Here is an 11954-nt window from a genome sequence, read left to right on the forward strand (position 1 = left end):
AACCTTCCGGCCCTCCGCGGAGTAGATGGGGTGAGCCGTTGAAAAGGGGGCGTGGTGGGCGCAGCCGACTGGGAAGACCAGTTCGTCGACTATTTCCGCGCACGAGCACAACCGTTACGCCGGCTGGCCTACTCGCTGAGCGGTGACTGGCACACCGCCGAGGATCTGGTGCAGCAGACCTTCGTACGGCTGTACCGGCGCTGGCCCGCCATCCGTGACGAGACAGTGGACGCCTACGCCCGGCAGGCGCTCGTCAACGCGTTCCTGTCGCACCGGCGTGCCCGGCGGCGCGAGTCGCTGACGGCCGACCCGCCGGAGCGGGCAGCGGGCGGCGCCGACCCCGCCGACGGGCTTGTCGTGCGCCGCGCGCTGGCCGCTCTCGCCCCGCGGCAACGGGCCGCGGTGGTGCTGCGCTATCTCGAGGATCTGCCGGTCGCCGAGGTGGCCACCCTGCTCGGCATCTCCGAGGGCACGGTGAAGAGCCAGACCGCCCGGGCCATCCAATCCATGCGCGACGCCGCGCTTGTCAAGGAGTAGGCGATGCAGGAAGCGGACGTGCGAGAAGCACTGAAGACGTACGTGACCGAGGACGAGCCCGCGATGGGCCTCACCGCCGGAACGGTCCTGAACGCCGGCCGCCGGTCACGCCGCAACCGCCGGCTGGCCGGCGTCGCCGGGGCCGCGCTGGTGGCGGCCCTGGCCGGGGCGGGCGTGGCCGTCGTCTCCGGCGGCGGCTCCACCGATCCCGAGTTCGCCGCCGCCGGCGCCTGCCTGGGCCGCCCCGGGGCACGCCCGTCCGGGGCGATCGCGGCGGACCGGCCACTCTCCCCGGAGCTGGTGGAATGGGCGGCCACCTCGCTGACCTGCCATCTCGGCGAAGCACTGCCGCGCCTGCTCCCGGACGCGCGCTACGCCCCGGTGCCGGGCGTGCCGGTCGGCCCGCTTGTCGGTTTCAGCCACGGCGGCGAACCGCCGTGGGGCAACCGGGTGGACGCGCTCGCCCTGATCCGGGACCGGGAGGGTACCGGCGATCTGACGGTCACCGTCGGGGTCGCCGATCCGTCGGCGGCAGCCACCGCGGAGGACGAGTGCCGGCGCGAAACCGTGTCGCGGTGCACCGTCCGGAGCGGACCGCACGGCGAGACCGTCCTGGTCGGCACCGAGGCCGACGGCACTCCCGCCGACGCGCCGCGGGACATCGTCGTCCGGGTCTACCGGGGCTGGAGCGAGATCTACGTGCAGGCCTCGAACACCGATCGCCAGGCAGTGGACGGCGGCGCGCCCGTCGCTACTCGCCCCGAGCCCGTCCTTTCTGAGGACCAGGCCGTCGGGTTGGCCCTCTCGCCCGAGCTGTACCTCTTCTGATCACAGGTTCGTGGTGCTGAAGTGCATGTAGTCCTTGAGCGACTTCCACCGTCCGCCCCAGGCGAACCCGTTCGCGGTGAAGGCCTCGACGGCGCCGTTCTCGTGGACCATGCCGGGCCAGTAGTTCTCGCGCGCCAGCCACCTCTCCGTGTTCGGCGGGTCCAGGTAGTCGCCTCGGATCATCGGGTTCTGGCGGGGGTTCACGTCGACGGCCCGGCCGTAGGAGTGCTGAGACCACTTGGTCGTGCCCGCGACGAACCGGCACTCGTAGCCACTGGTCAGCACTGATCTGTCGGTCAGGCCGGGCGTGTTCACCGAGGCCGGCTGCATCACCATGATCGGGAACCGCCAGCGGTAGAGCTGCGCGAACGCCCGCTGGGTCGCGGCCACCAGGGTCTCGTGCATGATCAGGCTGCCGTTGTGGACCCGGCCCTGGAAGTCGATGTAGCGCACCCAGATCCGCCGGAGCTCGGCCGGCGGCACCGGGCACTTCCGGCCGACGCTCCCGTTGGCCTCTTTCTCGGTGACCGTCTCGGCGCGGGTCCGGAATTCCGGGAGCGGCGCCCGGGGCGTGTCCAGCCGGAGCATGCCGTCGGCCCGCAGCGTGTCATAGGAGCCGAGAGCGTTCCAGGCGCGCAGGTCGGAGACGCGAGCGCCGTACTTCTCCGCGACGCCCCACAGTGTGTCGCCGGGCTGGACGATGTGAGCGGCGGGCTCAGCGGCAGCCGGCGAGGGAACCGCGGGAAACAGGACAAGCAGCGCGACGGAGACAATTTTCCACACAAACGTCCAGGCTTACGAAAGAGTGGGGCAGCCGGGGCGTTATGGGCATTAAGTGACCCGCGTCACAGGTGGCAGACCTTGGAAGGGAAGATGCCGGCTGGCGCTCAGTGTTCCCAAAACGGGCGCCGGGCAGCACTGGTGACCAGCCGGGTGAGCTGAGCTGGCTCTCAGTGCTGCCGACGACGCCGGTCGACGACACTGAGAGCCAGCCCGTCGCTCATTCGAGCAACGCTCGCGTGACCTCAGGCCGGGTCCGCGGCCGGACCGGCCGGATCCGCGGCTGGAGCGGCCGGAGCGGCTGGAGCGGCCGGAGCGGCTGGAGCGGCCGGAGCGGCTGGAGCGGCCGAAGCGGCCGGAGCGGCCGGGCCCGGGCTCGACACGCGGTCCGGTGCAGGACCCGGATCGCCGTCGCCGGGAGGCGCGATCGACGGATCGCTCAACTGCTCCCGCATGTAAGACCAGATCACCGCCACGATGGCCGCCACCGGCACGGCCAGCAGCGCCCCCACGATCCCGTACAGGCTGCTGCCCAGCGTCACCGCCAGCAGCACCACCCCGGCATGCAGGCCCAGCCCCCGGCTCTGGATCATCGGCTGGAAGACGTTTCCCTCGAGCTGCTGCACCGCGATGATGATGGCGAGCACGATCAGCGCGTCCGTCCACCCGTTGGAGACCAGCGCGATCAGGACGGCCACGAACCCGGCGAACAGCGCGCCGACGATCGGCACGAACGCCGACACGAACGTGAGCACCGCGAGGGGCAGGACCAGCGGGACGCCGACGATCCAGAGGCCGATGCCGATGAACACGGCGTCGAGCAGGCCGACGAACGCCTGGGAGCGGACGAACGAGCCGAGCGTGGTCCAGCTGCGCTCGGCGATCGCCGGGACGTCGGTGGCGAGGCGGCCCGGCAGCTGGCGGGAGAGCCAGGGCAGGAATCGCGGTCCGTCCTTGAGGAAGAAGAACATCAGGAACAGCGCCAGTACGGTGGTGACCACCCCGTCCACGACGGTGTTGACGCCGGTGAGGGTGGCCGTGGCGATGTCGCCGATGCTGTTCTGCAGCCGGTCGATGGCGGTGTCGAGCGCGGAGTTGACCTGGTCGTCGCCGATGTTCAGCGGCGGTCCGGCCGCCCAGTCGCGGACGGTCTGGATGCCGTCGGCCACCCCGGTGGCGAGGGTGCCGGACTCGGAGGCGACCGGGACGATGATGCCGACGAGCGTGCCCGCGGCGATCAGCAGGAAGAGGATGGTGACGAGTGAGGCGGCGAGCGCCGGTGGCCACCTGTGCCGGCGCAGGAACCGTACCGGCGGCCAGGTGAGTGTGGTCAGTAGGAGTGCGACGACGAGCGGCCAGATGATCGACCACGCGTCGCCGAGCAGCCGCAGCACGACCCACGCCATCAGCAGCACGACGAGCAGCTGCAGCGAGATGAAGGCCGACGTGCGCAGCGCGTGGCGTGACTTCCTGGCGCTCAGAGTGGGGCCCATGTGATCACCCTAGGGAACCGCGGCGGCCAATGCGCGCTGACGGTGCACTGTGGCGGCAGCTGTTCCGGCCAGGGCGAGGACGGCGGCGCCGAGCGCGCACCACATGATCGCCGCGAGGGTGTGCGGCACGAGCCATTCGGCGGTCACCACGAGGACGGCGGTGGCCGCCCACAGTGCCGCCGAGGGCCACCGGGCGCCGGCCGCGACCTGCGCGTTGACCAGCACGAACACCAGCGCGTAACAGGCGCCGGTGGCGGCGAAGACGGGCGCGTACTCGGCGAGATGGGTGTAGTCGGGGCCACCGGCCAGGCGGAACGCGAGCTCACCGGCGACCGCCGAGGCGAGGATCAGCACGGCGCCGCAACCGGCGACGAGCGTGACGGCGATCGTGAGGGCGCGCCGGCTGCCCTGGGCGAGCCGGGGGAGGGCCAGCACGGTGACCACCTGCGGGGCCCAGAGCGCGCCTTTGGTGAGTACGGTGCCGACCGCGTACGCGCCGGACGCCGCGGCGGGCAGCACGTGCCGGGCGAGGATCAGGTCGGCGTACGACACGATCAGCATGGCGAGCGTCGCCGAGCAGGCAGTGATGATCTTCCGGCTCAGACCGGCGGCCTGCGCCGAGCCCGGCGGGGTGAGCAGCGCCAGCACCACGGGGATGAGCAGCGAGACCGCCGCCCCGATCATCATCGACGTGACCAGGCCGGCGCCGAGGAGCAGGCCGGCGATCAGTCCCCCGTACCGTCCGGCGGCGAGGACCACCATGCCGGCGGCGAGCCGCAGGAACCGCCCGGCGCCCTGTAGTTCGCCGAGCCACCGGCCGGCCGCGACGACCGTGAAGGTCTGCACGGCGAGCAGCAGGACGAGCGTCGGCGGCAGGTCGAGCAGGGGAGCGGCGATCGGCGTGATCAGGGCGACCACGCCGGCGCAGACCGCTGCGGTGAGCCAGCCCGCGGGTCCGGCGACCGCGCCGGGGTGGCGGGCCCGGTGCACGGCGACGGCGATCTGCAGCCCGGTGCCGGGAACGCTCACGATCGCGGCGATCGCGAGCACGGTGGCGAGCGCGCCGAGGTCGGCGGCGTCCAGGCCACGAGCGCCGATCACCGGTACGAGGTATCCGAGTGCGCTGGTCAGCGCGCCGGCCACCGCGACCGCTACGCCGGAGACCCCGATCTGCCGGCCGGTCGCGACCCGGGTTGTCATACCGTTACTGAGTCGGCGGCCGGGCGGCGGGCGGCGAGCTGCTCGAGTGTCATCCGGCGGCCGAAGGCGAAGAAGTACCAGCGCAGGTAGCTGGGCATGAACCGGCCGAGGTCGAAATGCGACTCACCGAGCTGGCGGTCGAGCCAGATGGTGGGGATCTCGGCGACCATCCGGCCGAGCCGGGTGGCCTTGGCGCTGAGCTCGATCCCGATCTCGAAGCCGGTGCGCGATTCGATGCCGACTTCGCGGACGAACTCGGTGTCGTACGCCTTGAAGCTGTTCGTGGCGTCCCGGGTGCCGACCCGCGCGAAGGTGTAGAGGGTGCGCCCGGCCCACCGCGACGCCAGCCGCTTGAACCGCGGACCGCCGACCTGCTGCCCGCCGGGCATGTACCGGGAGGCCGCCGCGACGACGACTCCCCGCTCGACGAGCCGGGCCAGTTCGTCGATCTGCCGCGGGTCGTCGCAGCCGTCGGCCATGGTCACCACGGCGACCGGCGCGGCGGCGGAGTCGATGCCGAACCGGATCGCGTTGGCCGGCCCGCGCCCGTACGTGTTGAGCACGGTCCGCACCCGGGGGTCGCGGCGCGCCAGCTCCTGCGCGTACGGCACCGTGGTGTCCTCCGGCATGTCGTGCACGACCAGGATCTCGGCGGGGAGCAGCACGTCACGCAGGATGCGTTCGAGGTGCGACACCACGCCTTCACCCTCGTTGTAGACCGGGATGACGACCGACACCCGCGGTTTCACACCAGAACCCCCTGTCCGGTCAGGCCCCAGATGTCGATCACGGGCTTGTCGACGTCGAGGTCGGCGTAATCGGCGTGCGGCGCGGCGATGACCAGCAGGTCGGCCCGCTTCAGCACCTCGTCGAGCGGCAGGAACCGGTCGTCCAGCACGTAGGGGTCGGTGCAGAGCGTCTCCTGCGCCTTGAGGGTGAGCAGTTTGCGCAGCTTGTAGGCGAGGCTGTCGCGGATGTCGTCGCTGCCGCCCTTGAACGCCATGCCGAGGATGCCGACCTTGAGATCGGCGAGCGGGAACCGGTCCTCGAGACGGGACACCAGGTAGAGAGGAAGCCCCTCGCTGATCAGCATGGCGGAGTGGCCGAGGACGAAGTTGTTCCGGTTGAACGCGGCCAGCTGCATGGTGTCCTTGAGCAGGCACGGCCCGGCCGCGAACCCGGGCATCGGCAGGTCGGCGGCGCGCGGGTAGTCGACGGTGACCGCGTGCCGGATCCGCGCGTAGTCCAGACCGAAGTCGTTCGCCATCATCCAGAACTGGTTGGCGGCCGCGAACTTCAGGTACCGCCAGGTGTTGGTGTAGAGCTTCGCGAGTTCGGCCTCTTCGGGCTCGAGCCGCACGATCGACGTGGTGAGGTGCCGGAACAGCGCCTCGGCGCGATCAAGAGCTTCGGGGGTACGGGCGGCGACGATCTGTGGCAGAGCGAAGAGCTCGGTCATCGCCTTGCCCTCGGCGATCCGTTCCGGACAGAACGCCACATCGACGGTCAGTCCCTTGCGGGTCAGCAGTTTCTCGGTCAGCGCCGTGACACCGGGGTAGACCGTGCTGCGCAGGACGATCAGCTGCCCGTCGCGCAGGTGCTCGACGCCGCGCTCGATGGCCCGCGGCACCGCGCCCAGGTCGGGGTTGAGGTGCTCGTCGACGGGCGTGCCGACGACCACGACCAGCGCGTCGGCGAGTCCCATGCTCGCCGGGTCGGTGCTGGCCCGCAGCCGGCCGGCGGCGATCGACTCGGCCAGCGGCTCGGCCGCGCCCTCCTCGGCGAACGGCAGCTCACCCGCGTTGACCCGGTCGACAGCGGCCGGGTTGATGTCGTAGAGGACGACGGACAGACCTCGTGCGGCCAGCGCGATGCCCAGCGGCAGGCCGACCCGGCCGCAGCCGCCCACTACACAGACATCGACGGTTGAGTCGCCTGTATGTGTCATAACGCCCCGCAATCCCTGGAGTTGGCTCGTGCAGGTTACTGGCGAGAAACATTCGGGTCCAGGCCCGTTGCGGTTGGTGGCGAACAATCCCGATTGAGGTGATCAAGCGGCCTGTCGATAACGCCGGTCGTTGTGGCACCCTGCTGTCGTGCCCATGGCCCCAGATACTCCGGTTCCGAACCCTGCGGCGTCGCCGGAGGACCGCCCGACACGGACCGTCCAGGTCGACGTCGTCGTGGCTGCCGCCGTCGCGCTCATCGTCGTCAGCGTGGTCGCGCGTGCCCTGATCGCACGCCGCGGCTACCTGTCCTACGACGATTTCCCGCTCATCTCGATGGCCGAGGAGAAGGCGCTCGGGCCGGACTACCTGTTCGACCTCTTCAACAACCACCTGATGCCGGCCGGTCATCTGGTCACCTGGCTGACCAACGCGATCGGCGGGTTCAGCTACGGGCCGTACCTCGCGCTGCTGATCACCGCGCAGGCCGTCGTGAGCATCGCGTTCTACCGGCTGCTGCGGTTGATGCTGGTTCCGGGGTGGGCTCTGCTCGTTCCCCTGGCGGTGTTTCTCTTCAGTCCGCTGACGCTGGAGGCCAGCTCGTGGTGGGCGGTCGGGATCAACATGCTGCCGATGCAGCTGGCGATGATCCTGGCCGTGGGCGCGCAGGTGAAGTACATGCGCACCGGTGCCCGCAAGCACCTCGTGACGCTCGCCCTCTCCGTGCTGCTGGGGCTGCTCTTCTTCGAGAAGGCGATCCTCACCGTCGCGCTGGTCTTCCTCGTCGCCCTCTTCCTCTACGCCCCGGGCGGCCCGGTGCGCGCGGTCGTGCAGACGATCCGGCGCTGGTGGCCGTCGTGGGCGGTGCTGACCTTCATCTCGCTGCTGTTCCTGGCGTTCTACCTGGTCCGGTCCACGTCGTCGCTGCGCCGCCCGGCCTCGGTGGACGAGGTGATCACCTTCGTGGTGCAGATGTTCGGGCACACCCTGCTGCCCGGCATGGCGGGCGGGCCGTGGTCCTGGCTCGGCGCGGGTGACGGCGCTCCGATCACGGCGCCCAGCGTGCTCGCCCGGTGGATCGCCCTCGGCGTGGTGGCGCTCTTCGTGGCGTTCACCGTGTGGCTGCGGGGCTTCGCGGCGGTACGCGCCTGGCTGCTCCTGCTCTCCTACACCGCGATCGTGGCCGGGCTGCTCGGCGCGACCCGGCTCGGATCGGTCTACAGCGGCGTGGCCGGCGCGGTGCCGCGCTATCTCGCCGACGTGGCCGTGGTCGCGGCGATCGCGGTCGGCGCAGCGCTCTGCGGCCTGCGGCAGATCGACGCGGTGGCGAAACCGGTGTCCCCGCCGCGAGTGGTCCTCACCGGCCGGCTCGCGGTCCCGCTGCTCGCCGGCGGTCTCGCCGCGTTCCTGGTCAGTGCCGGGATCAGCGGCACCGGCTTCGGCGACGCCTGGGCGATCAAGCAGGGCCGGGACTACCTGGCGAACGCGCGGGCCGGGCTGGAGGCGGCGCCGGCCGGCACGGTCTTCATGGACCAGACGGTTCCGGACGGCGTGGTGGGGCGGCTGTCGGCGCCGTACAACAAGCAGTCGAAGTTCTTCGCGCCCCTGGAGAACGGCCCTGATTTCGTGACGCAGGCCCGCCAGCTCAGCGTCTTCGACGAGGAGGGCAACGTCCGCCCGGCCTGGGTGCGGGGCAGCCGGTCGCTGCCGGGTCCGCGGTCCGGCTGCGGGTACCACCTCGCCGGGTCGACGGTTCGGATCCCGCTGGACTCGTCCGTCGACGAGTATTGGCACGTGGTGCGCATCGCCTACCTGGCGCGCAACGACACGAGCGCGACGGCACGCATCGGTGACGGCCTGGTCGTCCCGTTCGACGTGCACCGCGGCCTGAACGCGGTGTTCCTGCTCGCGCACGGCGGCGGTGCCTCGGTCGACGTGACGGTGCACGACCGGACGGCTTCGCTCTGCACCGATGAGGTCCTGGTCGGGGACATCGTCCCGGCGCCGGCCGGCTAGTGCGTCGAACGCTCCCGGCGCCGCACCTGGTCGCGGCGGGTATCACCGCCGTGGTGCTGGCGCCGCTGGCGCTCCCCGGCTACGTGCTGCGCTACGACATGGTCTTCGTGCCACGGCAGCCGCTGAGCTGGGAGATGATCGCCCCGGCCGACGCCCTGCCGCGGGCGGTGCCGCTGGACGCCCTGGTGTCGCTCGCGAACCTGGCCGTGCCGGGCTGGCTGCTGCAACGGATCTGTCTGGTGGCGCTGGTCTATCTGGCGGCGCTCGGCGCCGCCCGGCTGGTGCCGTCCGGGCGCGCCCTCACCCGGGCGGTCGCTTCTTTCGGGTACGCGTGGACGCCCTTCCTGGCGGAACGGCTGCTCCTCGGCCAGTGGGCGCTGCTCTTCGCGTACGCGGCGATGCCCTGGCTGGTGCTCGCCGTGCGGGACCTGCGCGCGGGCCGTCCCGGCGCGCTGCCCCGGCTGGTGCTCGCGGCCGCGCCCGCGGCGGTGACCCCGACCGGCGGCCTGATCGCGCTGGTCACCGTCGCGGTTCTGCTGCCCCTGCACCCCCGCGCCCCGGGAAAGCCGCCGGAAGAGCTGCCGGGAAAACCGCCGCGGTCCCCGGCCACGGCCGTCGCGCTGGCTGCCGTCGCCGCTCTCAACGCGCCCTGGATCGTGGCCGCCCTGACCAGCGCCGCCGGTGGCAGCTCGGACCCGGAGGGCGTGGCCCAGTTCGCCGCCCGTGCGGAGAACTGGGCCGGCACCTGGACGGCGCTGGCCGGCACCGGCGGCGTGTGGAACGCGCAGACCGTGCCGGGCAGCCGCACCTCGGTGCTGGCCCCGCTGGTCACGGTCGTGCTCCTGGCCGGCGCGACGATCGGACTACGAGTGTTGTGGCAGCGCTGGCGCGGCGACGCGGTCCGGCTGTTCGTCCTGGCCGGTGGCGGGTTCGTGCTGGCCGTGGCGGGCGCGACGCCGGCCGCCGGCCTGCTGCGCTGGCTGGTCGTCCACGTGCCGGGCGCCGGTCTGCTGCGGGACGGGCAGAAGTTCCTCATCCCGTACGCGCTGGTGCTGGCTCTGGGGTTCGCCCTCGGCGCGGAGTGGCTGGCCAAGCGGATGTCCCGGCGGTTCGAGCCGGGCGCCGGGCGGGTGTTGCTGGTCAGCGCCGTGCTGCTGCCGGTGGTGGCGATGCCGGATCTCGCGTTCGGCGGTCTGGGCGCGCTGCGGCCGGTGCCGTACCCGGTGGACTTCGACGAGGTCGCGGCCCGGGTGGACGCGGCGCCCGGCGAGGTGCTGTCGCTGCCGTTCGAGGGCTATCAGCGGGCGTCCTGGAACCGCAACGTGGTGATCCGTGACCCGGCGCCGCGGTACCTGGACGCCCCGGTCCTGATGAACGACGCTCTGCGGGTCGGCACGGTCACCGTGGACGGTGAGAGCCCGCGCGCGGCGCTGGCCCAGCGGCTGCTCGCGGCCGGCCGCCCGGCCGCCGAGCTGGGTGTCCGGTGGGTGCTGGTCCGCACCGGCACGAGCGGATCTCCCGTCGCTGGATTGCGTCTCGTCTACAGCGGCCAGTACCTCCAGCTTTGGGAGAATCCGGCCGTTCCGCCCGCGCCGAGGGCGTCGTCCACCGAGCGCCGAGCACCCGCTCTGGCTGCGCATCTGCTCTATCTCGCAGTGGTGATCTTCGCTGCGTTTGCACTACTGCGTATGCGTAGTAGATCGTGGTACGGTCCGCCCAACCATGAGTCCGGGGAGGAAGAATGATCGTCAAGTTGGCCACGTTCCTCATCGCGGCCCTGGCCGGAGGTGCCCTCGGTGGTGTCGGCGTGGCCGCCACTCTCGGGGCGGTGAGCCCGTCCGCCGATCATGTCGCCAGCGAGACGGACAACACCAACCCGGCCGAGGCCATTTACGGCCAGCGCTGATCCGTCAGCGCCGGATGTTCGGCGTCGAGCTGCCCGGCGATCACCTGTGAGAAGGCCTGACCGGCTTTCTCCCAGGTGAATCGCTGGGCATACGTCGCGGCGTTGGCGCCCATCGCGTTCCGCCTGGCGGCGTCCTTCAGCAGCGACCGCACCACCTTGAAGAACTCGTACTCGTCCGCCACCAGCACCCCGGTCTCCCCGTCGGACATCGCGTCGGCGACGCCACCCGCGGAGCGGAACGCGACCGAGGGCGTGCCCCGCGCGCCGGCCTCCACGATGGTCAGCCCCCAGCCCTCCTTGAGCGAGGGCTGCAGCAGCAGCCACGCGCGCCCGAGCAGCGCGTGCTTGCGCTCCTCGGTCACGAACCCGGTGAACTCCACCCGCTCGGTGATGCAGAGATCCTCGGCGAGCGCGTGCAGCGGCTCGTCCCACCAGCCCTGCCCGGCCACCACAAGTTGCAGATCGGGCATTTCGGTGGCGAGCACGGCGGTGGCGCGCAGGGCGTACTCCACCCGCTTGTGCGGCACCAGACGTCCGAGAACGACCAGGCTGGGGTACGGGGTACGCGCCACCGGCACCCCGGACACCTCGGGCGTGCCGTTGTGGACGATCGCGATCCGGCGCGGGTCCACGCCGAGGTCGGCCAGCTCGTTGCGGCTCGTCTCGGAGACCGTGACGTACTGGCAGCCCCGGTAGACGCGCACCGCGAGGCGGGACTCGATCCACCAGCCGATCCGGGCCACCCATGGGCCGAAGACCACCGGCCACTGCTCCCGGTGCACGTGGTGAACCAGCGCGATCACCGGCCGCCGCGCGTAGAGCCGGCTGAGGAACGGCATGCCGTTGCAGACGTCGACGATCACGTCGGGACGGCCGAGCCGCCGACGGGCCAGCGGACCGAACCCGAGGACGCCGAGCAGGTACACGAGAGCGGCACGAAGGTAGACCGTGTGCCGCCCGCCGCGCCGCAGGATCCGTACGCCGTCGGCGTTCGTCTCCTCGGCCGGCGCCGTTCCGTACGCCTGGCACAGCATCGTGACGCGGTGACCGTTACCGATGAGTTCGGCGGCCACCCGTTCCAGGTAGACCTCCGACCCACCGCCCTCGGGATGGCCGGTGTCCCGCCAGTTCAGGAACAGAACGTGAGCACCACAGACACGCGTCATGGTCTACTCTGCCACCCTTACTAGCGAGTACGATTCGCGATCGCGTCACACTAGGGCAGCCTCGCGGAAGACCGCAACGCTT

11 protein-coding genes are annotated in these 11954 nt (G+C 71.5%); 5 read left to right on the top strand and 6 right to left on the bottom strand.

The features are described 5' to 3' along the window. Positions 1–54 precede the first annotated feature (54 nt). Together AMIS_RS09410 and AMIS_RS40340 are read left to right on the top strand one after the other, a co-directional pair. A complete protein-coding gene (locus AMIS_RS09410) occupies positions 55–537 on the top strand; it encodes a SigE family RNA polymerase sigma factor (RefSeq protein WP_041829643.1) in 483 nt (160 codons plus the stop codon). Between the two features lie 3 nt (positions 538–540). Beyond that, positions 541–1365 (top strand): hypothetical protein, encoded by an 825-nt coding sequence (locus AMIS_RS40340; RefSeq protein WP_014441990.1) that lies wholly within the window; start codon positions 541–543, stop codon positions 1363–1365. Here AMIS_RS40340 and AMIS_RS09420 read toward each other — a convergent pair whose 3' ends face one another. The 5 genes from AMIS_RS09420 to AMIS_RS09440 form a co-directional block, all read right to left on the bottom strand. Continuing rightward, positions 1366–2148 (bottom strand): M15 family metallopeptidase, encoded by a 783-nt coding sequence (locus AMIS_RS09420; protein WP_014441991.1) that lies wholly within the window; start codon positions 2146–2148, stop codon positions 1366–1368. 242 nt (positions 2149–2390) lie between these two features. Beyond that, complete coding sequence (locus AMIS_RS09425) at positions 2391–3638, bottom strand: AI-2E family transporter (protein WP_014441992.1); 1248 nt, start codon at positions 3636–3638, stop codon at positions 2391–2393. 9 nt (positions 3639–3647) lie between these two features. Further along, positions 3648–4838 carry a lipopolysaccharide biosynthesis protein gene (locus AMIS_RS09430; protein ID WP_014441993.1) on the bottom strand — a complete coding sequence of 397 codons (1191 nt, stop codon included), beginning with the start codon at positions 4836–4838 and terminating at the stop codon, positions 3648–3650. Then, complete coding sequence (locus AMIS_RS09435; protein ID WP_041829644.1) at positions 4835–5587, bottom strand: glycosyltransferase family 2 protein; 753 nt, start codon at positions 5585–5587, stop codon at positions 4835–4837. The genes AMIS_RS09430 and AMIS_RS09435 overlap by 4 nt, the downstream gene beginning before the upstream one ends. Then, positions 5584–6786, bottom strand: a complete 1203-nt coding sequence (locus AMIS_RS09440) for a nucleotide sugar dehydrogenase (RefSeq protein ID WP_041829645.1) — start codon at positions 6784–6786, stop codon at positions 5584–5586. Before AMIS_RS09440 ends, AMIS_RS09435 begins: the two co-directional genes overlap by 4 nt. Positions 6787–6934: 148 nt before the next feature. On the opposite strand from AMIS_RS09440, the gene AMIS_RS09445 reads away from it, so the two are divergent. The 3 genes from AMIS_RS09445 to AMIS_RS42380 are packed head-to-tail and all read left to right on the top strand — an operon-like array spanning position 6935 to position 10706. Further along, positions 6935–8800 carry a hypothetical protein gene (locus tag AMIS_RS09445; RefSeq protein WP_157434784.1) on the top strand — a complete coding sequence of 622 codons (1866 nt, stop codon included), beginning with the start codon at positions 6935–6937 and terminating at the stop codon, positions 8798–8800. Next, on the top strand, positions 8800–10545 hold the full coding sequence (locus AMIS_RS09450; protein WP_014441997.1) for a hypothetical protein: 1746 nt from the start codon (positions 8800–8802) through the stop codon (positions 10543–10545). Before AMIS_RS09445 ends, AMIS_RS09450 begins: the two co-directional genes overlap by 1 nt. Beyond that, positions 10542–10706, top strand: coding sequence for a hypothetical protein (locus AMIS_RS42380; RefSeq protein WP_014441998.1), 165 nt, complete (start codon positions 10542–10544; stop codon positions 10704–10706). Before AMIS_RS09450 ends, AMIS_RS42380 begins: the two co-directional genes overlap by 4 nt. Here the strand turns inward: AMIS_RS42380 and AMIS_RS09455 are convergent. After that, entirely contained in the window at positions 10691–11872 is a 1182-nt protein-coding gene (locus AMIS_RS09455) for a glycosyltransferase family 4 protein (protein WP_014441999.1), read from the bottom strand. The genes AMIS_RS42380 and AMIS_RS09455 overlap by 16 nt on opposite strands. Positions 11873–11954: the final 82 nt, after the last annotated feature.

The organism is Actinoplanes missouriensis 431 (genome assembly GCF_000284295.1).
Lineage (GTDB): Bacteria > Actinomycetota > Actinomycetes > Mycobacteriales > Micromonosporaceae > Actinoplanes > Actinoplanes missouriensis.

Coding starts and splice junctions, on each gene's coding strand:
- AMIS_RS40340 (WP_014441990.1), top strand. CDS start 541: ATGCAGGAAGCGGACGTGCGAGAAGCACTGAAGACGTACGTGACCGAG.
- AMIS_RS09425 (WP_014441992.1), bottom strand. CDS start 3,638: ATGGGCCCCACTCTGAGCGCCAGGAAGTCACGCCACGCGCTGCGCACG.
- AMIS_RS09430 (WP_014441993.1), bottom strand. CDS start 4,838: ATGACAACCCGGGTCGCGACCGGCCGGCAGATCGGGGTCTCCGGCGTA.
- AMIS_RS09440 (WP_041829645.1), bottom strand. CDS start 6,786: ATGACACATACAGGCGACTCAACCGTCGATGTCTGTGTAGTGGGCGGC.
- AMIS_RS42380 (WP_014441998.1), top strand. CDS start 10,542: ATGATCGTCAAGTTGGCCACGTTCCTCATCGCGGCCCTGGCCGGAGGT.
- AMIS_RS09455 (WP_014441999.1), bottom strand. CDS start 11,872: ATGACGCGTGTCTGTGGTGCTCACGTTCTGTTCCTGAACTGGCGGGAC.